Source organism: Rouxiella badensis, assembly GCF_026967515.2.
Classification (GTDB): Bacteria; Pseudomonadota; Gammaproteobacteria; order Enterobacterales; family Enterobacteriaceae; genus Rouxiella; species Rouxiella badensis.
Genome location: NZ_CP114062.1, coordinates 1,524,054 through 1,549,783 on the forward strand (window position 1 = coordinate 1,524,054; position 25,730 = coordinate 1,549,783).

Below are 25,730 nucleotides of genomic sequence, written 5' to 3' on the forward strand. Positions count from 1 at the left end.
CGGCTTATTTCAATATTTGTCTAATCCCCAATAAAACAATCACGCTGCCACACAGCCTGTCGATACTCTTTTTGCCCCTTTGGTAGGCGGAAGAAATACGAGGTTGGGACAACGCCAGTGCGACCGCGCCGTACCACAGTGCGGCAATAATACCGACAACGGCCAACATGGCGAAAAAAGTACCTGATGATACGTGGGCTGGGGCGGCGGTAGAGAAAATAGCGGCATAAAAAGCCATCGATTTTGGATTGCCGATATTCGTTATCACTCCCTGAACAAAGGCCTGCCGAAAACGGATGTCCTTCTGTTCTGTGGGTAAAGAAATTACGCTTGTCCCGGCTTTGAACAATAAACGTGAACCAAACCAGATAAGATAAGCGGCACCCATTATCTTAATCAGCAACGCTACCCACGGAAAAGACGTAAACACAATCCCAACGCCTGCTATTGCGCAGCTTGCCCAGAATAAATTCACCACCACAATACCTGCAACCAATGCCAACGCTGCCGAACGCGATGAGGCGACGGCTTTATGTACAACAGCAACAAAGTTTGGGCCAGGAATAACCACACCAGCCACATAAACCATAAAAACAGTCAGCACCGCATGAGCATCAATCATAGTTTTTATTCAGGTTGGAAGTATTTGAGAAGCCGAAAGATAACTTATAAGGGTTATATCACAACACCGGTCGCACCCACAAAACATTGCGCTAACGCAAGTTGCTAATCCGGTTAATCCCCTAAACTTTGTGCGTATTACGTCATGGTAATGAATGACGCATCTGCCGTTTCCCCAAGGCGTTTGGACAGTACATGGAGTTATTCGGAGTAATTGGACATGCTAACGCACTTTTTTGTGACGGGTACGGATTCCCGGGTAGGAAAAACGATTGTTTCCCGCGCATTATTACAGGCCATGGCCGCGCAGGGGAAAATTGTGCTGGGTTATAAACCTATTGCCACCGGCAGCCAGGCATTGGCCGACGGCGTGCGCAATAAAGATGCGGTGACCCTGCAGCAATCCTCTTCTATTTCATATCCGTTGGCAAAAATAACCCCTTTTGCCTTATCCGATGAAGATATATTTACCAGCGACTTACCCTTCGATATTTTTGAACGTATGACCGAAGGGTTGGAGTTTATGTGCCAGGAAGCGGACACCGTTGTTATCGAAGGTTGTGACGGTTGGCGCACGCTGATTACCCCGCAACAGACTTACTCAGAGTGGATTGTGCAAACAAAAATGCCGGTGGTGTTGGTGGTCGGTATTCAGGAAGGCTGCGTCAGTCAGGCCTTGTTGGCTGCTCAATCTATTATTGCCGACGGTGTGACGCTACTCGGCTGGGTAGCGAATAGAATCAACCCTTGTCTGGCACATTATCCAGAGACCATTGCGGTTATCGAGCAAAATATTGACGCGCCGCTGCTGGGTGAGATTCCGTATTTACCCCGTGCCGAATCGCGCGAGATGGCTCATTTTTTAGATCTTTCCCGACTGGCCGCCATGGCCTAAGAATACTGCCACCGAGAGCGTTCTCCGTGGCAGTCAGTCATTTCAACGTCAGACGAGCGACAAAAAGCTATTTCTGAGGCTTCCGCTGTCCAATGCAATATCGTCTAAAACAGGTCAGTAGAGGGGAGATAACGGCTCCATAGTTCTGGGTTTTTTTCCCACGGTGCGGGAACCGATTTTTTGTCCTTATAAAATGTGACTACGTCAGCTAATTGTGCTCTGCATCGATACAAATGGCGTAATTCTATTGCTGTCATTCCATTCATTTTTGAGTCTGACTTACATACAACATCCTCCATCTTAATATCATCCAAAAAGAAGTGGAGCTGAGCGTTATCATTTTGTTGTTTTTGTAGCGGAATATTTTCACTGACCTGTTTAATAAATCCATCAATCACACCCTTAATCATACGAGAAAGTATACGATTGGTAAATTCGACAGCACGCATTTGGTCGTTTTTATCAGGGAATTCTGCTTTGTCATTGACTGCCTCTAAAAGAGAGTATGAGGGTGCATAACAAGGATGATTGCCTAGATTTTCAAACAAATTGTCAAGTGTATTGCGCGTAAATGTATTCGACGATGTACTAAAAAGCCGTGCTATATCGGCATTAAAATCATGCAGCTCACGCTCAATACTTTCCATATGAGCCGCAAATCTGGCAAGATAGTCCAAAGCAATATTATCGTCTTTTATTCCTGAAATACTCAATAAAGCAGTCTCGTCTTCTCTCAATATGGCATTTATAGCGAATTTTGCATGTTTGCTTTCTACGCCAATCCTTTGTTTTAAATGCTCTTTATTTAATGTGTTGATGAGACTACTCATGACCTCACTGAGGGGGTGGCGACCCCCATCCACATTTGTATTTTCAGTTCTTTCAATATATTCATTGAGTGTCTTAAAAACGTTTAATTTTTCATTATTCACCATGCCAGTATAGGTGTAAAAATCGGGTTTTTCAGATATAAAGTTAAGTGCAATAAACAAACTTTCAATCAGGCGTAATGGCGTGCATGAAGAGTGACGTTCTTCCCCTCGAATAATCGATGACAAACCAAATATAAGGTCACCTCTGGAAGGGGTGAAGGCATCAGTAAATAACTTGCCGTATGACTGATTTGCTTTTAATGATGCTGCACAATCTGTTGATGACCGGTATAAGGAAGATGGTTCATTAAAAACTTTTCCTGATGTTGAGACTTTCATACTCAGCCCTCGGGTTAATTAGTTGAAGTCCAAGTCTCACTGATATAAAGCGTTAATAAAAGAAATAGATTTTTTGATAAACCTGTTTAATCGTATTCAGTAAGTTTGTACTCCTAAACCCGTCTTGAGCTTAATCAGCTCGTAGAGCCAGAAGCAGGCGGGGCCTCACCACAGAGCCTATTGTTTTATTGAGTTTTACCCACAGCAATCAAAAAAGGCCTGGATACAGTTCGCAAATTGGCACGATTAGCAAGCCTGTACAGAAAGACCGCTGATATACTGAACAAGAAAAAAATATAGGAGAACGCCCATCGCTTCCAATACCTTACCCGACATTCACGTCGATAGCCGTCATCGCCCGCTGGTGCTGACCGCCTGTATGCTTTCGATGTTTATGGCCGCCGTTGAAGTCACCATTGTCGCCACGGCGATGCCGAGCATTATTGCTGACCTGGGTGGCTTCTCGCTTTTAGGCTGGGTTTTTGCCATCTATCTGCTGACGCAGGCGATCACCGTGCCTATCTATGGGCGTTTAGCCGATCTCTACGGCTGCCGTAAGATGTTTTTCATTGGTACAGCGCTGTTTCTCGGCGGTTCGGTGCTGTGCGGATTCGCGCCATCGTTGGTGTGGATGATTGCCTTCCGTGCCCTGCAAGGATTAGGCGCAGGCGCCATCACGCCGGTTGCTACCACGCTTATCGCCAATATTTACGGCCCGCATGAACGCGCTAAGGCGCAGGGTTATCTTGCCAGCGTGTGGGGCGTATCGGCCATCGTCGGGCCGCTGCTCGGTGCGTTTATCGTCCAGCATTTTCATTGGTCGGTGGTGTTCTGGATAAACCTGCCGATTGGCATTGTCGCGATGCTGATTCTTGCCAAATATTTACCCGCTGAGGAGAGCAGAAAGACCCACGCGCTAGACCTCGCCGGTACCGGCCTGCTTTCACTGGCGGTGGCCGCTATGCTGCTGGCGTTACTCCAGGCTGAGTCCCTCGGCTATTATTCCCTGCTGCTCGTCGGACTTGCCGTGATGGCCTCGGCGCTGCTCGTGCGTCAGGAGAAAAGGGCACCAGAACCGCTGTTTCCCCTGTCACTGTGGCAGAACAAGGTGGTGGTTGCCGGCAATATCGGCGGTATTGTGATTGGTGCCAGCATGATGGGCATCAGCGCCTTTTTACCGACTTATGTTCAGGGGGTTCTCGGCGGCACGCCGCTACAGGCCGGGACCACGCTGGCGCTGATGTCGCTAGGCTGGCCGCTGGCAAGCACGCTGAGCGGAAAGCTGATGCAGGCGACCTCATATCGCTTCACGGTGCTGCTTGGCGCATTGCTGTTGGTGTTTGGCAGTCTGGCACTCCTGCTGCTCACTCCGGGCTCAGGTCTGTGGTGGGCGAGAGTTTCTGCCTTTATGATTGGCGCGGGCATGGGGTTGTGCAACACCACGTTTATTGTCTCGGTACAAAACTCGGTCGATGCCTCGGTGCGGGGTATCGCCACGGCCTCGACGCTGTTCACCCGTATGCTCGGGTCGGCGCTAGGGACGGCCATTCTCGGCGCAACGTTAAATGTTAACCTGCAAAATCGCCTGCCCGCCTTGCATGACCCGGTGCAGATGCTGATGGACAAACTACAACGGCAGCAACTCTCGGCTGAAAGGCTGAATCATATCATCGAGCAGGTTTCTGCCTCGCTGCACTGGGTTTTCGTTCTTGCCGCCGTCATGTCATTCTTTGCAATAGCCGCCGCGCTGTTGCTGCCGGTCGGTCATCGTCCGGCGAAGAGAGAGTCCTGAAACGGCGCAATAAAAAAGGCTTAAACAGGCGACTGTTTAAGCCTTGAGGTCAGAATTGCAGTGTATTACTGGGCTGACGAGTCCTGACTGGTGCCGGTTTTAGGGCTTGCCGTCGAGTCGTCTGCGCCATTTGCCGTTTTGCTGTACACAATTTTCTGCTTGTCGTTATCACAATGCCCAACAACCTGACCGCCAGCCTGATCGGCCTGGTCATTGGCGACGATATCGAGTTTAAAACCTGACTCGGGTAAGCCATTCGCCACAATTTTCTTGGTGATATCCGCTTTAACGCTGTCACAAGAGGCCATAGCTACCAGAGGTGAGAGCGTTAAAAGAGCCAAGCCAACCATCAGAGTCTTTTTCATGATTTCGTCCTTTTTTGAAAAGCTTGCATGCAAAGTTTAGCAGTTAACTGCAATCTATCGAGCGATTAAGGTGCCAGTAATTGGTTGCCGGTCACGCGGTCAAGACAACGCTGGGTATTGGGTTCCCAATAAGCGTTGATATTACGGCTTGCGTTGCAGCGGTCACGCAGCGCAGCAGCCTGCTCGTACTGGGCGTTGTCTCTTTCCTGACGTTGAATTCTCTGATCGCGTAACGTGCGGGTCGCGTTCCATTCTTCTTTGCTCTGGCGCGCTTGCTCGTTGCTCATCGCCCCATTACCGCTGCCGCCAAATACACAGGTCCCACCTGCACAATTGGTTTCAGCATGGGCCGTCACCTGCCAGGTCCCTGAAAGCACCAGCAGGGCGACAGGCAGCATCCGGCGCAGCAGTCGAGACATAATTATTGTGTTCATTAGCTCATCCTTATAGGTTTACACATCGCTGACGCGACGATTAAAATTATACCACCCTGACGGGATACGTCACCTAAAGACGGGAAATTGGTTTATAAATGATTGAACTAACGGAGTAGTCTCCTTCTCATGCTCAAAACCACCTTGCTATTTTTCGCTACCGCACTGGCCGAAATTATCGGCTGTTTCTTGCCTTATCTGTGGCTAAGAAAGGGCGGCAGCGCCGTGCTTTTAGTGCCTGCGGCCGCCAGTCTTGCGCTGTTTGTCTGGCTGCTTACGCTGCATCCTGCGGCGAGTGGGCGCGTTTATGCGGCCTACGGCGGCGTCTACGTGGTGACCGCGCTCCTTTGGCTGCGCTACGTTGATGGGGTAAAACTGGCGACCACCGACTGGCTGGGTGCCGTCGTCGCATTGGCGGGTATGCTAATTATTATTTCCGGGTGGAAGTCTTACTAATTATCCGGTGACCGGCAAGAAAAAAGGACAACGAAGCGGATCCGTTGCCCTTTTTTACTGCTGTCAAGCCAGGGATTATTCGTCGCGGCTTACGCGCAGGCCAGCCAGCGACTGGCTTACCGGCATCATCTCAATCGAGTTGATATTAACGTGCGCTGGCAGCGTTGCGGCCCAGAATACCGACTCCGCCACGTCTTCCGCCGTCAGTGGGTTGGTCTTGTCGTAGGTCTGGCCGACCTTCGCATCGTCACCTTTGAAACGTACGCTGGAGAATTCAGTCCCGCCGCACAGGCCAGGCTCTACGTTGGTCACGCGAACCTTGGTCCCGAACAGGTCGGTGCGCAGGTTGAGGCTGAACTGGCGCACGAAGGCTTTAGTTGCGCCGTAAACGTTGCCGCCAGCGTAAGGCCAGTTACCGGCGGTAGAGCCGATGTTAATCACGTGACCTACGTTGCGTTCAACCATGCCCGGCAGTACGGCACGAGTAACATACACCAGACCTTTAGTGTTTGTGTCGATCATGGTTTCCCAGTCATCCAGAGACGCCTTGTCCGCCGTTTCCATACCCAGTGCCAGACCCGCGTTGTTGACCAGTAAATCGATGTTTTGCCATTCGGCCGGCAGCGCAGCGATGGCCTGCTCGATGGATTCACGAGAGGTCACATCCAGCTGCGCGACATACAGCGCATCGCCCAGTTCGGCCTTCAAATCAGCAAGACGTTCTTTACGACGTCCTGTTGCAATCACCTGGTGTCCAGCATTAACAAATTTACGTGCAATAGCGGCGCCAAAGCCGGCTGTTGCGCCGGTTACAAAAACGATCATCTCTGATTTCCTTAGAATAAATGGCCCCGCGGACGGGGCAAAGAGTACGACATGTGCTTGCAATTAGTAATAACACAGAGTGGTTGAAAGCGGCTAGGCCCATAATGTGTCTAGTTATCGATTTAATAATCTTGCTGCAGTTATTTGTTTTGCTTTAAATAAGGGGCAATCAGCGATAAGTCGGCCGCAGACAGCCTGTCGGCTGCGGTCTGCGCCTGATGCCAGTAAGGATAAATCAGCGGCGGCTGACTCACCTGATTCAGCCTCTCGAGCTCGTCTGCGCTGAGCGTTATCTCGGCAGCCTTGAGGTTATCGACCAGCTGCTCTTCACTTCGCGCGCCGACAATCACCGAGGTCACGACCGGTTTGGACAGCAGCCATGCCAGCGAAATCTGTGCCGCCGAGACGCCGCGCGCGGCGGCAATGTCGACCAGTACGTCGACAATATCGTACAGCTTGCTCTCGTCGCGCACCGGGGGTTCACCCCATTCGGCTAGATGGCGAGTGCCTTCCGGCTGAGGCTGATTGCGGCGATATTTCCCTGAAAGCAGGCCACCCGCTAACGGGCTCCACACCAGCACCCCCAGGCCCTGATCGTGGCTCACCGGCAACAGCTCGTATTCTGCTTCGCGTGCTTGCAGAGTGTAGTGAATCTGCTGGCTCACCGGGCGTACCCAATGATGCGTATCGCTGACACCCAGCGTTTTCATCAGATGCCAGGCAGAGAAATTTGATAAACCGACGTAGCGAACCTTGCCGCTGCTGACCAGATCATCCAGCGCACGCAGCGTTTCTTCGAGCGGCGTCAGGCCGTCCCACTGGTGCAACTGGTAAAGGTCGATGTGGTCGGTGTTAAGGCGTTTGAGGCTGGCCTCACAGGCACGCAGGATGTGATGACGCGAAGAACCTCCGCCGTTGGGGCCTTCACTCATCGGGAAACGGGCCTTGGTGGCAATCAGCACGTCATTTCGCGCCTTGCCAAGAGCCTCGCCTAAAATTTCTTCCGACAGGCCGCCCGAGTAAACGTCGGCGGTATCGAAAAGGTTGATCCCAGCTTCACGACACAGGGCGATTTGCCGCCGTGCGGTCGCGACATCGGTTTGTCCCGTTTTAGCAAACTTTCCCTGACCTCCAAAGGTCATGGTTCCCAGGCTCAGTGCGGACACCTTGAGTCCTGAACGGCCAAGTTGACGATATTCCATCTCTGTCTCCTTACCTTATTGATTGTTTTGCATGAGTCAGTGTTGAGCCGAGTTTTCTGGCTCCTTCGCGGTTTCAGACGGCGGGGCCGTCGCTTTCTTTTTCTTTTGCCGAATCTCATCGCCGTCGGTAACGTTAAGGGTCATGCTGTCAATCATGCCGAAGATGGCGATACAGCCGACGATGATAAACGCAGTGTGGAAACTGCCCAACGAGGTGCCGTTGCTGGAGACCGGCTCAAAGTGTTCGGCGATACGTAATGCCAGTGCACCGATGGCAATACCTAGCCCTGACGAGAGCTGCTGTGCCGTATTAAACAGCGTGTTCGCGCCCCCCATTTGTGGGCCAGGCACCTGCGAAAAGGCGAGCGTGTTGATAGCCGTGAACTGCATTGAACGCGTCATGCCGCTGATAAACAGCAAGATAAAGGTCAGCGTCGTCGGCACCGCCGGGGTGAGAAACGCGCAGGCGAAAATGGTCAACGTATTCAGCAAGCCGTTGACCACCAATATAGTGCGAAACGGGAAACGGAACAGAATTGCCGAAGTGAAAGGCTTCATCGCCAGATTACCCGCAAATACCGATAACACCAGCAAACCCGCGTTGAAAGCGTTCATACCATAGCCGAGCTGGAACAGCAGCGGCAGCAGGAACGGCAGCGAACCAATGGCGATACGAAACAGTGAACCGCCGATAACCGTTACGCCGTAACTTTTAATCTTCATGGCCACCATCGGCAATAGCGGGTGAGGGCTTGAAAGCGAGTGTTTCACCGCCAACGCGCCCACCAGCAGGCTGCCGATCACACAAAGTGACGGCAGCCAATAGGTTGCATCGCCTTTATTAAACAGGTCCAGTCCAAACATTAAGCCCAGGCAGGCAATGCCGGTCAGCAGGAAGCCCAGTACGTCAAACGGTATGCCTTTTGCCCCTTTTTCATTGGGGATTAATCTCAGGCTTAGCAGCAGTGCGATGATCCCCAGAGGTACGTTGAGGATAAAAATCCAGTGCCAGGACGCATAGGTAGTGATGAATCCGCCCAGTGGTGGCCCCAATATCGGTGCCACCAGCGCGGGCCAGGTGATGGTCGCGATCGCCTTAATCAAATCTGCTTTGGCGGTATTGCGCAGAACCACCAGTCTGCCGACCGGCACCATCAGGGCTCCCGCAAATCCCTGGAGCATCCGCGCCGCGGTAAAGGTGGGCAAACTTACGCTCGTCGCGCACAGCACCGAGGCCAAAGTAAACAGTATGATAGCCAATGAGAAAATGGTGCGCGTCCCGAAGCGATTCGCTATCCAGCCGCTGGCAGGGATAAAGACGGTAAGGGTTAGAATGTAAGCAGAAACGCCGATATTAAGATCGATAGCCGGTACGCCAAACGCCAGTGCCATTTTGGGAAGCGCCGTAACGATAACCGTCGCATCGAGGTTCTCCATGAACATGGCGCCGGCAACCAGCAGTGGCAGGGCGGAACCGCCTGGCAGTGAAAATTTTTTCATCGACATAACGCCTGAATATAAAGGAAATCCCCTGAGCTGAACATTAACAAGTCCCTGATTAATAGCTTTAATATGTCTTTTCTTTTGCGATTCTTAGCAAAAGATCGGGCAAGGAAAGGTGATTTTTGAGCATAGCGCATCAGCGAGAATGGTTAAAATAGATTTATTGGCTAAATTGAATGAAGAGGTCGGTGGTCCATGTTTAAGTATGCGCCGCTTGAGACAAATCAGATCAAAAGGAGTTGAACTCAAAACAAGACTCAATCGATGAAATCAAAAATTGATTCATTACAGATCCTTAGGGCTTTTGCTGCGACCTTCGTTGTGATTAACCACCTATGGGGAGACTCTCAGACCGCAATTTCACTGCGTCTGGGCCTGCAATATATTGGCGATTTCGGCGTAGATGCCTTTTTCATTCTTAGCGGATTTATCATGAGTTATAAAACCCGTGAAGATTCCAGGCTGGGGCTGTCGACCGCCCTCGACTTTATTAAGAAGAGGGTGGAGAGAATCTATCCTTTATTCCTGCTCGTGTTGACCCCTTTTTTACTGATTTATCTGCTAAAAAATCATCCCGCCAGCCTGTATCAGATTTTTGGTAATATCCTGCTGCTGCCCACTTTTACCAGCGACCCCAACTATTTAATGCTGGTCGGTCCCTCATGGTCGCTGGTGTATGAGATGTTCTTTTACCTGATTTATGCGGTCATCATGATGCTGGTCCCAAATAAACGCAGCCTGGTGTTTACCACTGCGTCGCTGATTGTGCTGATGGTCCTGGTGGTTAACCTCTTCTCGCTGCGGGGACCGCGTCTGGACCTGGATAATTTCAGCTATATGATTGGCGATACGCTGATGATTAACTTTGCTATCGGCTGCGTGTATGCGCAGATATTTATGCGGTTGGGTCAGGCCCGCCTCCCCAGTCTTTATGCCTGTCCGCTGATTGTGATTTTTTTCTTACTGGGAATGTGGCTGTCGGCAAAGGGGGCTCCGAGATTCGTTTGCTTCGGGTTAACGTCGCTGGCGATTGTTTTTCTGTTTAGTTTGATGAGGGAGTCGCAAGGAAAAATATATCGATTATTAGTTTATGTAGGCAATGCGTCTTATAGCATCTATATCACGCACTATTTCTTCGAGTACTCCAAACACTTCTTCTTTACCCACTTCAATATCAATCACGATCTCTTCGGCATTGTATTTTCCATTATCGCGGTGATCTTTGGCTGCATTTTTTACTCCCAGATAGAAACACGGATTGCGCGAGGAATTCGCTCGCTTCAGTCATCGCGAGCCGCGGCGGCGAGAGATTAGGAGGATTAATCCGCCATTCGCTCATCTCGAACGGCGGATTTACTAAGATTAATGCTCTTCCAGTCGATAGCCACTTTCTGCGTCGAACAGGGGGATCCCTTCACTGCGGACGGCCAGATTTAACGGTGCGTTGATGCTATGCCTTACCCGACCCCGGTTTCCGCTAGCCTGCCGGGCGCTGTGGTGCCATTTCTCCGGCAGTGGAAAACACAGTTCCTCGCACTGTGCGCTTATGATACCCGTTGTAGTGACTACATCACTGAGACAAGGGCTGTCATGATGACCGCAGATGATGACTCGCCAGTCTAGTCATCATGTAAAAATACATAAGAAATCAGCTTAATCCAGAAAAGCCTTCTGTTGCGGCAGGATAATATCCCGATCAATTTAGCCAGACATTGACCAGGAAGTACTCCCATGCCCACCACAAAAAAGTTTCAGCATGCCAGCGTCCCGCTCTCAACAGTAAACACCACCGCTCAGGCAGACGCCGTACGCAAAGAGAGTGCGGGCACCCATGAGGACCCGGGCTGTCTTGCTATTATCTCTCAGGGATGCAGTGCAATGAAAGAAATGCCCAAGCCTCATGAAAAAACTCTCCGGTTACTGAATGATTATCAGAAAGCCTCTCCTGCTCTCAGGGAGAGCCTCTCGGAGGGGGGATTCATAGCAGCGAACGGTGAACTGGACGAACCCTATGCTCGTGAGAACTGGCAGATGCTGTGGGAAATATTTCCCGGCGAAAAATTTAAAGATATTCCTGAGGGTGCCGGGGTTACGAAAGCAGCTGAAGGCCTTCTCCACGCCACGGAATCGTTACTGCAGGATGTGGTGGCATCTGCGGCAGAAAGCGCGGCCGGAACGGATGAACTCACAGGAATGCAGCCAGCCATAGCGAAAGCGGAAGAAGAGGTTGTTGATGCTCAGACCCTCCGCTTGCTGCTGGATGAGGAAATCCGTGAAAGCGTCGTTGCCACTGCGAATGAGTTTATCATGGAGGGGGGCATAAACCGGGAGTATCTTGATGATTCGGGACCGGAACTGAAAGCGGCGGTGGAGAGCCTGGAGAACACGCTGGGTAAACTGGACGGTCTGGATGAAACACAGGAAAAAAGGCTCACTGCACTGGAGAACAAGGCGGGTGGGCTGACATCTGAAGAACAGAAGGAACTGAGCTCGCTGCAAAAGCTGAAAAAAAAGCTGGCCTGCTCGGAAGAACGCAGCGTGCTGGCGGCGGCGGTTAAGGTGGTGAAGGACAGTATGGAGGTTATTCAGGTCAGCCCTGAAACCGTAAAAGGTCTGTCAGCGGGAGAAAAACAGATTCGCCTGGACGCCTGTGAGGCATTGAAGGACCTGTCTGCGGCACTGGAAGACTCGGTTAACATCCTGAAAAGCGTCAAAGCTGCAGCCAAAGGGAGTGATGTTCTCGGATTACCAGAGAAACTGAGCAACGCCCGGCATAAAATAAAAAATGCGCTTGAGGTTGTGAAGGCGAGAAGAAATGCATCGATTGAAAGCACTTATCCGGATAAGTCCGGCAGGGTAAAAGCTGCCCTTGTGAAAGTATCCGAACCAGGCAGCAAAAAAGACCCGGTGACCGATGTCCTGGACAACCTGAAAGCGCATGAGCAAAATCTTGAAAAAGGCGTATACCGGGAGCTGATTTATATCCGGGAGGCCACACAAACGCTGTCACGGGCTGTCGACACTTTACCGAAAGGGAAGGTCCGGGATGCTGTCAGCCAGCTGCAGAGATTTTGCGAATTTCTGACGCCCGACCTTAAGATGCTGGTATCAGGGAAACCTCCAGCCATCGCGAGTACTAAGGAACTGAAAGCTGCAGCTACTGCGGCAGTTGCCATGTACAGAACGCTTATAGGTGCTGACATGACTGCTGATGAGCCGAAAACACGGCGTGACGTGTTTAATGAGGCAGTGGAGAAACTCACGCTGGCACATAAAAGTATCAGGTCGAAAGAGCTTAAACCGCCGCTCAGGGAAACCGGACTGGCGTTCAGCCTGGTACGAGAGGATACCCGCAACCTGCAGTCTGTTGGCTACGGGGCTGATACAGTGACGCAGCTGAAAGAGATGGCGGTGGTGCTTCGCGGTGCATACGCAAAAATTGCACATGTGGTGTCGGGCGTGACTGAAAAGATGGGCTCGCCCGGGCCTGAGAGAAAAAAACTGACGGACCTGCTTGAGGTAAAAAGTGAGCCGCTGCTTACGTCACTGCACTGGTTTGAGCTCAAAGGCAAAGCACTGGCGGGAAGTGCCAAAGCCGCCAATAAAGTGGCAGATATGCTGGTGCACAAAAAGGGCACTGACTCCCTGAGTAATGTGAGTGACATGCGCGCAAAAAGTGCTAAAGCAGTGTCATTAGCCCGGACTGAGCTGAAAGAAGCCTTTTCGTTCGTTGAACACCGCTGGCAGGAAACCCAAAAAACCCTGCACGCGCTGCAGACGACCAGTCAGAATGAATTCACCCTGGCGAAGGCTCAGCTGACCGCTATGGAAAAAGATGACCCCCGCAAACTCCCTGCGCAACCAGAAGACATCAGTCAGCAGCGAAAAAAAGTGGACACTCTCAGAAGATTCCTTACAGATATTCAAAAGTGTCAGGGCGGATTCAAAGAGGCCGTTAATCAAGCCCGTAAGGCGGAAGGAAGTGCAGAGGCCCTGACGTTTTCGCAGGACCGGTTAACAAAGACCGAAGTGGGACTGCCTGCCTCAGAGGTACTGCTGCAGGCAGAGGGGGCGATGCGGACCGCTGCAGCAGCACTTCAGGTGGTCACCCACCGGGAGCCTGAAGTTTACGGCCCTCAGCAGAAAGTGGCGATGTATCTTGCACTGGTGCTCGCAGAGCGGATGAATGAAAAAGAAGAGTTAAGCCCGGCGGAAAAGCAGGCTCAGGTGGCGGTGCTGGCGGAGAAGCTTGCCGGAGATATTGACTCACCCGGATTTGACAGGAAGGCATTTGCCGTTCTGATTAAAGAAAATTACCGGCAGAAATGTGATGGCACGCTGAAACTTCCCCGCGAGTACAGGGCGGTTCTGGCAGAGCCGGGGCTGAAGTGGGCAAATCTGATGACAGACAAAGGTGCAGCCAGGCTGGGGAGTTCGCTCGTCAGTCTGACACTCCGTAAACTGATTTCACAGAGTGTCAACATCCTCATGCCAGGGGGGATCGTGGGCAGCGCATGGGGGCGTATCCGTGGAGCGGTGTCAGCAGGGTTAATCTATCAGGCAGGGAAAGAACGCGTTAATTTTCTGAAGCAGTCGGTTATGCCGGGCCATGCCCTGCCTTCTGGAACGCTTTCCGGAGTCAGAAATGACACCTGGAAATTTGTTGCTGCATCGACCGCGGATGCGGCATTGCCGCAGGTCCTTAGGGCGGCCAAAAACGGGCTGGCGATGCTGAATGATATTAAAAAGAACGGCTTCGCGCATACGATGGAGCAGGCCGGTAATCACTTCGTGGGGAATAACCTCATCAGTTCCGGTACCACGTTGGCTGCCGCCGGAGGAAGGGAAGGCGCAGAGGCGGCGGCTGAATTTATAACTGATGCCATGGAGAGTGCATCAGAGCGTAATCAGGTGTTCCCTTACCAGGGAAAAGGAGACCGCGTGGAGCAGGCTGTCGGAAAGATGGCTGATATTGTCAGACGTGGACGAGCGGGTCCGGAGAGCATGGGGAAAGACGAAGTTGCGACTATTGACCGTGCCCTGGACAATGCACTGAAAGACCTTGCACAGGAAAAGGCCAGGTTAAACGGCATTCTGACAAAAACAGAGCGTGACTTCATAAAAGAACGAGGGCTGACACCAGCGGCACTGGTCGTAGCCTGTGACGCTCAGTCTGAGAAACTCCGCTCCTATCAGAAGGAAGGAAAGAACGCAAACCAGCTGGTTGTTCTCGGGAAGGTCAAGCCCGGGCAGCGTGATTTTGATGCATGCGTCAGGGACGGTGACAGCCGTATTTTTATCCGGGAGGGAGCTGCTGGTAAGGACTTGCTGCGCCACGAGGTGACCCATCTGTGGGGGAAAGGTGAGAAGGAGACCCGCAACATTATGGCGACGCTGATGGGGTTGCGGACGGGTGACCACAGCCTTGCATGGAAGGTAAACATTAACCTTAATGCGAACGATGAAAAAAATACTAATGGGCTACACTTTGGATTTGGAGGGGGTGGTCTGTTGAATTACAGAAAACCTGAAAATAAACCCTCACCCCCTATTACCAGTAATGTTAATCGGTCAACTCCCTTGGTCGAGGGTATAACTGAGACGCAGAAGGAAGAAAATATCCGGGGAGCATGGGATGAGGATTATGTTACGACAAAGGTTATTGTTCCTTATATGCAAAGCGTGATAAATGGAGCTGAGACTACTATCACTAAACTTCACGCTCCTTCGTATATCTGGAATTATGTTCAAAAGGCTATTGATGAAAATGGGCTTTCGCCATTAACTCCAGACAGCCGTATCAAAACCACACAAATAATAACGGAAGGCAGAGGCCAATCAAGCGTCACAGTGGCAAAAAAAACAACACACTTTACGCTGACAGATCTCGTTTGTGGTAAATTACATGGGATTAACCTTAAAGTGGAATGGGATAATCACATCCCACCTGCATTTCGAGATAAAATTCTCCCAGGCTCTTCCAGTGGATTATTTACTACGGGAGATACAGATTCTGCCATAACGGCGGCATTTAAAGGCGAAATGGCTAACCTTGAAAAGGATGATGGGACAACAAATAATCTATCTGCTTTCTATGAATTTTCATTTCACTCGACGGCGAGAGAACTTTCAACGTCAGAAGACATTGACGATAGATTCAAAAATCAGCTCAAGCGTTACATTAATAAGGAAGAAACACCTAAGCTGATGTCTTTAAATGGTGAGAAATTAAAGGAAGTTGTTGCACTAGCCCAAGGGAACAAGGTTTTAGCCTGGGACGCATTAGGTGATTACATTGAGTTCGACAATGATAAAAACCTTAGTCAAAAAGAGCAGAACTGGATATTAAAACATCTGTCTATTAAAACACAAGACGAGTGTAAAAATAGCAGGAAAAAATTTGATACATTTACTAAAACTTGGATTACCGGCAACAAAATCCCTATTGAGCATAAAGAGACCCGCTTGGCATTATCCAAAGCCAATAATATTGGTGCTGACACTGTTAAAACCATTATCAGTCGTATGAAACAAGATATGGACACGATGGTTAAAACTCCCAACGAACTCCTTCGAGACCAGCTGGTTAATATTGCATTCGATTTAGTAAATGGAGCATCAAGTTTTATACCTGGTAAGGGGATCATTACTTTCATGGCAAAGATTGCGCTAAGTTCCAGTATTAGCGTAGCAAAAGATTTGACCCTGGCCACGCTTGCCGACTCTAATGAAGAAAAACAGGCAATATTGTCTAACGTTTTACAGAATATCCTGGCAGGCTTGCTATTTGACGGCATTGCCATCGGGAGTAATTATGCCGGTAAGTGCATGAAAAACAAATCCTTCAAATCGATTGAAAATATGTTTGAATCAAGAGTGAAAGGTACGCTCCCGACGATTGATGACAGCCTGAAGGTGACGGGGATTGACCTGAGCGGTGTAAAAATAGAGAGGACGGGGGTTTTCCATGGCACTTACAAAAAGGGTGAACAGTATTATATTCAGCAGGACGGCAGCGCGTTCGAGGTGTTCCGGGACCGAAGTAGCAATACCTGGCGGTTGAAGAACCCCGATCAATCATCAACGTACCATATGCCGGTGAGTTACCACGCAGATACCAACAGCTGGCGGCCTAACTCTAGTGTGGGGCTACAGGGAGGCGCAAGAACATGGGGCAACTCACGCCCTCCTCAGGGAACGTACAGTAAGATGAATCCCGACTACAGCACCATCGGCCAGCCTGCAATTAATAAGGGTCCGGCGATTCAACGACCTGAACTCAAGAACAATCAGTGGGTGAATTCAAAAGGTACGCTCCCGACGCTTGATGACAGCCTGAAAGTGACGGGGATTGACCTGAGCGGTGTAAAAATAGAGAGGACGGGGATTTTCCATGGCACTTACAAAAAGGGTGAACAGTATTATATTCAGCAGGACGGTAGCGCGTTCGAGGTGTTCCGGGACCGAAGTAGCAATACCTGGCGGTTGAAGAACCCCGATCAATCATCAACGTACCATATGCCGGTGAGTTACCACGCAGATACCAACAGCTGGCGGCCTAACTCTAGTGTGGGGCTACAGGGAGGCGCAAGAACATGGGGCAACTCACGCCCTCCTCAGGGAACGTACAGTAAGATGAATCCCGACTACAGCACCATCGGCCAGCCTGCAATTAATAAGGGTCCGGCGATTCAACGACCTGAACTCAAGAACAATCAGTGGGTGAATTCAAAAGGTACGCTCCCGACGCTTGATGATAGCCTGAAAGTGACGGGGATTGACCTGAGCGGTGTAAAAATAGAGAGGACGGGGATTTTCCATGGCACTTACAAAAAAGGCGAACAGTATTATATTCAGCAGGACGGTAGCGCGTTCGAGGTGTTCCGGGACCGAAGTAGCAATACCTGGCGGTTGAACAATCCCGCTGGGGACTCTATGCCGGTGAGTTACAACGCAGAAACCGGCAGCTGGGAGATTTGACAGTCACCGGGCCCTCCGCCACATGAAATGCATCACCCTGCCGGACGTTATTTATCGCTACAGGCGGCCTATGAGGGATGTGGTTTGGAGCCGGTATCGGCATGACCGGGCGATACGGCCGCTCTAGGCGCGGCCGCGTTGCCAATTTTTGACGAGTTTAACCCGCAGTATGAAGTGTTGTTGAAGTAGTCAGATGTCCATTTGCGTGCCCAGCTCGATAACTCGGTTGGGCGGCAGCTCGAACAGGTCCGGGGATCGCAGCGCATTCCGCGCCAACGCCAGAAACAGCATGCCGCGAATTTTATGATGCCACGGGCGTTTGCCCAAAATCAGCGCCTCGTGCGACATAAAGAACGAGGTCTGCATCATCGGGCAGTTAAGTCCTTCGACGCTGCAACGATGAAAAATTCCCTCCATATTCGGCTTTTCTCGCCACCCGTAACTCGCCACCACGCGCCAGAAGCTCGGCGACAGCTGCTCTATCTCAACGCGCCGCACGTTAGGCACATACGGTACCTCTTCGGTACGGATGGTCAGCAGCACCACGCGCTCATGCAACACCTTGTTATGCTTCATATTGTGCAGAAGCGCAGTCGGAATAACGTTCACAACGCGTGAAAGGTAAACGGCGGTACCGGGCACCCGCACCGGCGGGTTCTTTTCCAGCGAGGTTATCATCGCGCTCAGCGAATTGCCGTGCTCCGACAGCTTTCGCAGCACGTTGAATCGCTCGGTGCGCCAGGTGGTCATCACCACCAGGAAGCCGATACCGATGCAGATAGGCAGCCAGCCGCCGGCCATAATTTTGATCAGGTTTGCGCCGAACAGGGGGAGGTCAATCACCAAGAGTAACGCCAGCAGCAGAGCAACCGCCCAGCGATTCCATTGCCAGTTGTGCACCGCCACCAGACAGAACAGGACCGAGGTTAGCGCCATGGTGCCCGTGACCACGATACCGTAGGCCGCTGCCAGATTGCTCGAGCTTTTAAAGCTGGCGATGACTATCAGCACGGCCAGATACAGCATCCAGTTGATGGCGGGAATATAAATTTGACCCGACTCTTTGTCTGAGGTGTAGATAATGCGCATCGGCGGCAGATAGCCCAGGCGAACTGCGTGGCGCGTCAGAGAGAACACGCCCGAAATTACCGCCTGCGAGGCGATCACCGTCGCGAATGCCGCCAGTACCAACAGCGGAATCAGCGCCCATTCCGGCGCCAGCAGGAAGAACGGGTTCTTGATAGCCTCGGGATGCTGCAACAGCAGTGCGCCCTGACCAAAATAGTTCAGGACCAGCGACGGCAGCACAATCGAAAACCAGGCAATGCGAATCGACGAACGGTTGAAGTGTCCCATGTCGGCGTAAAGCGCCTCGGCACCCGTGACGGAAAGCACTGCCGCACCGAGCGCGAAGAATGACACCAGCTTGTATTGGACGAAGAAGTTAATCGCCCAGTAGGGGTTCAGCGCATGGAGGACCTGGGGATACTCCATGATGCCGCGTATCCCCAGGACCGCCAGCGTGATAAACCACAGCATCATGACAGGCGCGAAAAGCTTGCCGATGCTGCCGGTGCCGTGTTTTTGAATCACGAATAACAGCGTCAGAATGATCACCGAGAGCGGCACAACGTAGCGGGTGAGATTCGGCGCAATGATTTCCATCCCTTCAATGGCCGACATCACCGAGATAGCCGGGGTGATCACCCCGTCACCGTAGAAGAAACTGCCGCCGATAAGCCCCATGACGATAACCAGTGGCATATAGCGTGCATCGATGTTGCGCCCGGCCAGCGACATCAGCGTCAAAATACCGCCTTCGCCCGCGTCGTCGGCACGCAGTACGAACAGTAAATACTTGATGGAAACCACGCTGGTCAATAGCCAGAAAATCAGCGAAAGAAAACCATAAACCGAGGTTTGATTGATGCCCACGCCCCATTCACCGGCCAAACACTCGCGCAGGGTATAGAGCGGGCTGGTGCCGATATCGCCATAAACGACGCCAATGGCCGTCAGCGTGACGATAGCCAGGGATTGCTTCTCATGTGTCGCCATAACTTCCTCAAACTGAAGTCTTCCGTGACGCTCTTAAAAGCAACAATGCCTGTTGCTGGTGCAAGGTTGCACCACTTTTTATCTTTTATTAAATTTTAAAAGTCAGCTTTTAAAAAATTAAATCGCAGATTGATAGATTTTAGCATCGACCTGATTAAATCGTGCTGCAACGACTCTAAATAAAAACTTTTTATTCAGTAATTTATACTGACATCCAGTTGGCTTGACCAATCGGTCAAACTACTGGCACAACGCTTGCTTTGAATTTAAGGACTATAACAACACGTATTCTATTGAATCGGTGTGACATCTCTTTCGTCATACACAATGACAGGTAAAATTTATGACCCAGACTATCACCCGCGCTCTTCGTGGAAATTTCTTTGATTTCAGTGAAGTAGTGTCTTCTTCTGCGGATGTTGAGGCCAGCGCTCGCTATCTCCAAGACGGTATTATGTTGCTAAACGGCGGAAAAATCGTCTGGCTTGGGTCTCGCGAAGAGGGCGAAAGACGCCTCGCCGAGAGCGTTACGGCGATCCCCCTCGATGACTACCGCGAAAAACTGATTGTTCCCGGCTTTATTGACACCCACATTCACTACCCGCAAACCGAAATGATCGGTGCCTACGGCGAACAGCTGCTGGAGTGGTTGAACGAATATACCTTCCCGACCGAGGCCCAGTATCATGACCTCGAGTATGCGCACAAAATGTCGCAGTTTTTCATCGATCAGTTGCTTAATAACGGCACGACAACCGCGCTGGTGTTTGGCACCGTACATCCGCAATCGGTTGACGCGCTCTTCACCGTCGCAGCCTCGCTCAATATGCGCCTCATCGCCGGAAAGGTAATGATGGACAAACATGCCCCCGAAGCGGTACTGGAAACGCCGGAGCAGAGTGACCGCGATACCCGCACGCTGATTAGCCGCTGGCATAACCATAAACGGCTCAGCTATGCGTTGACGCCGCGCTTTGTGCCCACCTCGTCACCCGAGCTGCTTGAAAAAGTGCGCGCCATCAAGGCGGACTTTCCCGATATCTATTTGCAGACCCATCTTAGTGAAAATACTGATGAAATTTCATGGGTGAAGTCGCTGTATCCCGAGCATGAACGCTATCTCGACGTTTATCACCACTACAACCTGACCGGGTCGCGCTGCGTATTTGCGCACTGTTTGCACCTTCACGAAGATGAGTGGGACTGTCTGAGCGAAACGGATTCAAGCATTGCCTTTTGCCCGACCTCCAACCTGTTTCTCGGCAGTGGTTTGTTTAATCTACAGGCATCATGGCACAAGCAGGTGCGTCTCGGCATGGGCACAGACGTAGGCGCGGGTACCACCTTCAATATGCTTCAAACGTTGGGCGAGGCTTATAAGGTTGGGCAGTTGCAAAAGTACCGACTGTCGGCATTTGAAGCTTTTTATCACGCCACGTTGGGGGGCGCACGCTCACTGCATCTCGACGACAAAATCGGCAACTTTGACGGCGGTAAAGAGGCTGATTTGGTGGTGCTGGATCCCGGCGCAACCGCGCTTCAACAGCTGCGTTCCAGCAACAGTAAAACGCTGTCCGAGAAGCTGTTCGTGCTGATGACGCTCGGCGATGACCGCAACATCTACCGCACGCTGGTAGATGGCAAAGTGGTTTACCAACGCCCGGCGTAAAAAGCACTGTATAAATATCAGGGGTGCCGTGAAACGGCACCCTATGGGCAATAAAGAGGCAAAAACAGGGAAAAAATGCACCCAATATGAACAGTGAAACCAGCAGCAGCCGGGTAAGAATGGCCCGTGAACGGATGATCGAGAGCATTCACGCCGCGGCGATCGCCGAATTTAGTGAGAAGGGTTTTCAAGGTGCAACCACGCAAGCGATTGCGCAGCGGGCAGGGATGAAAAAAACCCAGCTGCACTATTACATTGCGGGCAAGGAAGAGCTCTATGAGGAGCTCCTGCAAAAGGTGCTCAGCGTCTGGGGTGAAATCATTAAATTTGACCACAGCCTGGTGGAGCCAGAGGCGGTACTGAGCCGCTATATTCGCAATAAGCTGAACTTCTCATTCAACCAGCCCGAACTGTCGCGCATCTTCACCAGCGAAGTATTGAGCGGTGCCCACTATCTCGAAAAGTACTGGCCCGAGGCGATTGCCAAGATAGTTAACAAGGAGAACCTGATTAATCAATGGATTGAACAAGGCAAACTCCGCCCGCTTGATGCTCGCCTGTTCATTATGAACATCTGGGCGGTGACCCAATATTACGCCGACTTCGCGGTGCAGGTTAATCGCATGTACCGCGACATCACCGACAGTCATCAAAACCGTGAACATATTATTAATGAGGTAACTACACTTATTCTGCGAGGCAGCGTTCTATAATTCAGTGATAAAAATTAACCCTGTCATATTGTTGGCATCAATATTGCTTATTTTTTAATTAAAGTTTGACCAGTTGTACAAATCGATTGGTTTGTTTGATTGCGGCCCGTTGGCTGCGCAATGTGAGCAGGATATTCCCATGATCCAATTTTTATTAAATGACCGTTTACAGCAGGAAGCCACCTTGTCGCCGGACACCACGGTATTAGAGTATCTGCGTCGAGAGGCGGGGCGCTGTGGCACGAAAGAGGGCTGTGCTTCCGGAGACTGCGGGGCTTGCACCGTGGTACTGGCCGAACCGCAGGGTGAGTCGTTACGCTATACCCCAATCAACGCCTGCCTGACGTTTATGTCTGCAATACAGGGTAAACAGTTGATCACCGTTGAAGACCTCAAGCATCAGGGGCGGTTGCACAGCGTGCAGCAGGCGATGGTGGACAATCACGCTTCACAGTGTGGTTTCTGCACGCCCGGTTTCGTGATGTCACTGTTCGCATTGCAAAAGAATCACCAGCAGAAAGAACATTTTGCAGTCAAACGCGGCGTTGAGCGTGAAGAGGTGCTGCACGCGCTTTCGGGCAACCTGTGCCGCTGCACCGGTTATCGCCCGATTGTCGATGCGGCCTTTGCCGCCTGCCAGCAGCCTCCCGCCGACCAGTTTGACCGCGCAGAGAAAATGACCCTTGAGCGCCTGCGGGCGATTAGCCCGGTAGCCGGTCAAATTACCCAGCGCGAAGGCGACCTTAGCCTGTTGCCCTCGACGGTCGATGAATTGGCCGCCGCCTATACTGCGAATCCTGATGCGCGGTTGGTCGCCGGAGGCACCGATTTGGCGCTTGAGGTGACCCAGCGTCACCATCGGCTGACGCAGCTGATTTCTGTCAGCCACATTCCCGAGATGAAAATGCTGGCTGTGACCGACACGAACCTGCTTATTGGGGCAGCGGCAACGCTCAGCGACTGCATGCCGTTTTTGGCCCGCGAGTTTCCTGATTTTGGTGCCTTGCTCGAGCGTTTTGCCTCGCAGCAGATCCGCAATCAGGGCACCTTTGGCGGCAACATTGCCAACGCCTCTCCGATTGGCGACGGTGGACCGGTGCTGTTGGCCCTCGGTGCATCATTAGTGCTTCGTCGCGGTTCACAGCGTCGAACGCTGCCGCTGGAGCAGTTTTATCTTGGCTACAAACACACTGCGCTGCAATCCAGTGAGTTTATTGAACAGGTCGTTATTCCCCGTGCAGCGGGCAGCACGCTCAAGGTCTATAAGGTTTCCAAGCGCCTCGACGACGATATTTCGGCGGTGTGTGGCGCGTTCAATCTCGAGGTGACCGACGGCGTGGTGACGCGGGTCACGATAGCCTATGGCGGCATGGCGGCCATCGCCAAGCGGGCGGAAAACTGCGAACAGCAGCTGCTTGGCCAGCCGTGGCAGGCCGCCACCGTTGAGCGCGCCTGTCAGGCGCTGATGCAAGACTTTCAGCCGATCGGTGATTTCCGCGCTAGCCAGGAATACCGTATGCAGGTCGCGAAAAACCTGCTGCGCCGTTGCCTGATAGAAACTACCTCTCCCGAAACCCTGATGCGAGTGACTCAGTATGTCTAAATCTCAACCGACGCCTTCACAACAGGAAATGGCCGCGCTGTTCCGCGCTGGGTTATCCAGCGGTACCGGTAAAAGCATGAAGCACGAGAGTGCCGACAAACACGTCAGCGGTGAGGCGATTTACATTGACGACCGGCAGGAATTTCCCAATCAGCTGCATCTCGCGCCGCGCCTGAGCGACGTCGCACACGCCGAAATCCTGCGTATTGACATCGAGCCTTGCTTCGATGTGCCTGGAGTGGTGCGAGTGTTGACCGCCGACGACGTGCCAGGCTCTCTGGATATCGCGCCGCTGACCCACGGCGATCCACTGATGGCCAAAGACCGAATTGAATATTTCGGGCAGGTGATTTTGGCGGTGGCGGCGACCAGTCAGGAGGCTGCCCGCCTGGCTGCAGCGGCGGCCATCATTGAATACCGCGAGCTTGATGCGGTGCTCAGCGTGAAACAGGCGCTGGCCGAAGAGTTCTGGGTCGAAGAGCCGCACGTGCACCAGCGCGGCGACTCTGCAGCCGCATTGGCGAAGGCGCCGCATCGGTTGCAGGGGGAACTGGAGATAGGCGGGCAGGAACATTTCTACCTCGAAACGCAAATTGCCACAGTGATGCCGGGCGAAGACGGTGCGATGCTGGTCTACAGTTCCACCCAGCATCCGACCGAGGTGCAAAAACTGGTGGCCTCGGTACTGGATTTGCCGATGCGCAAGGTCGTGGTTGATATGCGGCGCATGGGCGGAGGCTTCGGTGGCAAAGAGACGCAGGCAGCGGGCACGGCCTGTCTGGCTGCGTTGGCGGCGCATCTCACCGGCAGACCGGTAAAAATGCGCCTCTCGCGTCAGGACGACATGATGATAACCGGCAAGCGTCACCCTTTTTACGTGAGCTATGACGTCGGCTATGACGACCGTGGGCTAATTCAAGGCATCGAGATAAAGCTGGCCGGCAACTGCGGCTATTCGCTGGATTTATCAGGCTCGATTATCGACCGTGCGATGTTTCACGCCGACAATGCCTACTACCTCGGCGACGCCACTATCACAGGCTATCGCTGTAAAACCCACATCGCCTCGAACACCGCCTATCGCGGATTCGGCGGCCCGCAGGGCATGGTCGCCATTGAGCACATCATCGACCATATCGCGCGTGAAAGAGGACGAGATCCGCTGGCTGTTCGCAAACTGAACTACTACGGCAAGGAGCAGCGCAATGTCACCCATTACTACCAGAAGGTCGAACAGAATCTGCTGGAGGAGATGACCGCCGAGCTTGAGCAGAGCGCAGACTATGCGGCACGACGCGAGGCGATAAAAGCCTATAACCAGCGTAGTCCGTACCTCAAAAAAGGCCTGGCGCTGACGCCGGTCAAGTTTGGTATCTCGTTTACCGCCAGTTTTCTCAATCAGGCCGGTGCGCTGGTACTGGTTTACACCGACGGCAGTATTCAGCTTAACCACGGCGGCACCGAGATGGGACAGGGGCTGAATACCAAGGTGGCGCAGGTGGTGGCCGAAGTCTTTCAGGTGCCGCTGGCGCAGATTCAGATTACCGCCACCGATACCGGGAAAGTGCCGAATACCTCACCAACGGCGGCATCGTCAGGCGCTGACCTGAACGGCAAAGCCGCGCAGAATGCCGCCGAGATTATCAAGTCCCGGCTGGTAGAGATGCTGAAGAAAAATTATCAGGCCGAAGAGGCCGATATTGCCTTTAGCAACGGGCAGGTGCGGGTCAAAGAGCAGTATTTTACCTTCCAGCAGGTGGTGCAGGAGGCGTGGCTTAATCAGGTGCCGCTGTCGAGCACCGGTTTCTATAAAACGCCAAAGATTTTCTACGATCGCAGCAAAGCGGCCGGCCATCCTTTCTACTATTTCTCCTACGGTGTGGCCTGTTCAGAGGTGCTGATTGATACCCTCACCGGAGAGTACAGGCTGCTGCGGGCCGATATTTTGCATGACGTGGGAGACTCACTGAATCCGGCGATTGATATAGGTCAGGTGGAAGGTGGATTCGTGCAGGGAATGGGCTGGTTGACCTGCGAAGAGCTGGTATGGAGCAGCAAAGGCCGTCTTGAGACCAGCGGTCCTGCCAGCTACAAGATACCCGCCATCGCCGACGTGCCTCAGGATCTACGCGTCAAGCTGGTCGAAAACCGTAAAAACCCGGAAGACACGGTGTTCCATTCCAAGGCGGTAGGCGAACCGCCGTTTATGCTCGGCATTTCTGTGTGGTGTGCCATCAAGGATGCTATCGCTAGCGTAGCGGATTACCGACTTCTGCCTGAGCTGGATGCGCCTGCCACTCCAGAGCGGGTGTTGCGCGGGGTAACGCGGTTGCAGGAACGTTTACAGTCCATGAGTGACGTTGTCACTAATGCGGCATTAACCGCCCAATAAGCAGGAGGACC

At 52.1% G+C, this 25,730-nt stretch carries 17 protein-coding genes; 9 read left to right on the forward strand and 8 right to left on the reverse strand.

Annotation, left to right across the window (positions count from 1 at the left end; genetic code table 11):
* Positions 1-4: 4 nt before the first annotated feature.
* Positions 5-622 carry a LysE family translocator gene (locus O1V65_RS07240; RefSeq protein ID WP_017490599.1) on the reverse strand — a complete coding sequence of 206 codons (618 nt, stop codon included), beginning with the start codon at positions 620-622 and terminating at the stop codon, positions 5-7.
* A 219-nt stretch (positions 623-841) separates the two neighbouring features.
* Here O1V65_RS07240 and bioD point away from each other — a divergent pair, with 219 nt between their 5' ends.
* Positions 842-1,516 (forward strand): dethiobiotin synthase, encoded by a 675-nt coding sequence (gene bioD, locus O1V65_RS07245; RefSeq protein WP_026110361.1) that lies wholly within the window; start codon positions 842-844, stop codon positions 1,514-1,516.
* A 104-nt stretch (positions 1,517-1,620) separates the two neighbouring features.
* Here bioD and O1V65_RS07250 read toward each other — a convergent pair whose 3' ends face one another.
* On the reverse strand, positions 1,621-2,727 hold the full coding sequence (locus O1V65_RS07250) for a hypothetical protein (RefSeq protein ID WP_269130365.1): 1,107 nt from the start codon (positions 2,725-2,727) through the stop codon (positions 1,621-1,623).
* 334 nt (positions 2,728-3,061) lie between these two features.
* On the opposite strand from O1V65_RS07250, the gene O1V65_RS07255 reads away from it, so the two are divergent.
* Positions 3,062-4,519 (forward strand): MDR family MFS transporter, encoded by a 1,458-nt coding sequence (locus O1V65_RS07255; protein ID WP_026110558.1) that lies wholly within the window; start codon positions 3,062-3,064, stop codon positions 4,517-4,519.
* A gap of 65 nt (positions 4,520-4,584) precedes the next feature.
* Here the strand turns inward: O1V65_RS07255 and O1V65_RS07260 are convergent, their stop codons facing one another.
* Together O1V65_RS07260 and O1V65_RS07265 are read right to left on the reverse strand one after the other, a co-directional pair.
* Positions 4,585-4,884 (reverse strand): DUF1161 domain-containing protein, encoded by a 300-nt coding sequence (locus tag O1V65_RS07260; protein ID WP_017492145.1) that lies wholly within the window; start codon positions 4,882-4,884, stop codon positions 4,585-4,587.
* Positions 4,885-4,949: 65 nt separating this feature from the next.
* The gene (locus tag O1V65_RS07265; protein WP_017492144.1) at positions 4,950-5,318 is read right to left on the reverse strand and encodes a DUF1283 domain-containing protein; all 369 of its coding nucleotides are present in this window, start codon (positions 5,316-5,318) and stop codon (positions 4,950-4,952) included.
* A 129-nt stretch (positions 5,319-5,447) separates the two neighbouring features.
* On the opposite strand from O1V65_RS07265, the gene O1V65_RS07270 reads away from it, so the two are divergent.
* On the forward strand, positions 5,448-5,774 hold the full coding sequence (locus O1V65_RS07270; RefSeq protein ID WP_084912327.1) for a YnfA family protein: 327 nt from the start codon (positions 5,448-5,450) through the stop codon (positions 5,772-5,774).
* Positions 5,775-5,849: 75 nt separating this feature from the next.
* Here the strand turns inward: O1V65_RS07270 and ydfG are convergent, their stop codons facing one another.
* The 3 genes from ydfG to O1V65_RS07285 all read right to left on the reverse strand — a co-directional run bounded on the left by ydfG (position 5,850) and on the right by O1V65_RS07285 (position 9,301).
* Entirely contained in the window at positions 5,850-6,599 is a 750-nt protein-coding gene (gene ydfG / locus O1V65_RS07275; protein WP_017492142.1) for a bifunctional NADP-dependent 3-hydroxy acid dehydrogenase/3-hydroxypropionate dehydrogenase YdfG, read from the reverse strand.
* Positions 6,600-6,739: 140 nt separating this feature from the next.
* A complete protein-coding gene (locus O1V65_RS07280; protein ID WP_017492141.1) occupies positions 6,740-7,801 on the reverse strand; it encodes an aldo/keto reductase in 1,062 nt (353 codons plus the stop codon).
* A gap of 36 nt (positions 7,802-7,837) precedes the next feature.
* On the reverse strand, positions 7,838-9,301 hold the full coding sequence (locus O1V65_RS07285; protein WP_017492140.1) for an MFS transporter: 1,464 nt from the start codon (positions 9,299-9,301) through the stop codon (positions 7,838-7,840).
* A gap of 267 nt (positions 9,302-9,568) precedes the next feature.
* On the opposite strand from O1V65_RS07285, the gene O1V65_RS07290 reads away from it, so the two are divergent.
* Positions 9,569-10,618, forward strand: coding sequence for an acyltransferase family protein (locus O1V65_RS07290; protein WP_017492139.1), 1,050 nt, complete (start codon positions 9,569-9,571; stop codon positions 10,616-10,618).
* A 417-nt stretch (positions 10,619-11,035) separates the two neighbouring features.
* Complete coding sequence (locus O1V65_RS07295; RefSeq protein ID WP_269130366.1) at positions 11,036-17,284, forward strand: hypothetical protein; 6,249 nt, start codon at positions 11,036-11,038, stop codon at positions 17,282-17,284.
* A 189-nt stretch (positions 17,285-17,473) separates the two neighbouring features.
* Here the strand turns inward: O1V65_RS07295 and kup are convergent, their stop codons facing one another.
* The gene (kup, locus tag O1V65_RS07300; protein ID WP_017492137.1) at positions 17,474-19,342 is read right to left on the reverse strand and encodes a low affinity potassium transporter Kup; all 1,869 of its coding nucleotides are present in this window, start codon (positions 19,340-19,342) and stop codon (positions 17,474-17,476) included.
* A gap of 343 nt (positions 19,343-19,685) precedes the next feature.
* Between kup and guaD the strand changes: the two genes are divergently transcribed.
* The 4 genes from guaD to xdhB all read left to right on the forward strand — a co-directional run bounded on the left by guaD (position 19,686) and on the right by xdhB (position 25,719).
* Positions 19,686-21,011 (forward strand): guanine deaminase, encoded by a 1,326-nt coding sequence (guaD, locus tag O1V65_RS07305; protein WP_269130367.1) that lies wholly within the window; start codon positions 19,686-19,688, stop codon positions 21,009-21,011.
* A gap of 86 nt (positions 21,012-21,097) precedes the next feature.
* Positions 21,098-21,724, forward strand: coding sequence for a TetR family transcriptional regulator C-terminal domain-containing protein (locus O1V65_RS07310; RefSeq protein WP_017492135.1), 627 nt, complete (start codon positions 21,098-21,100; stop codon positions 21,722-21,724).
* A 139-nt stretch (positions 21,725-21,863) separates the two neighbouring features.
* The gene (xdhA, locus tag O1V65_RS07315; protein WP_084912321.1) at positions 21,864-23,327 is read left to right on the forward strand and encodes a xanthine dehydrogenase small subunit; all 1,464 of its coding nucleotides are present in this window, start codon (positions 21,864-21,866) and stop codon (positions 23,325-23,327) included.
* Positions 23,320-25,719, forward strand: coding sequence for a xanthine dehydrogenase molybdopterin binding subunit (xdhB, locus tag O1V65_RS07320; protein ID WP_269130368.1), 2,400 nt, complete (start codon positions 23,320-23,322; stop codon positions 25,717-25,719). Before xdhA ends, xdhB begins: the two co-directional genes overlap by 8 nt.
* Positions 25,720-25,730 lie beyond the last annotated feature (11 nt).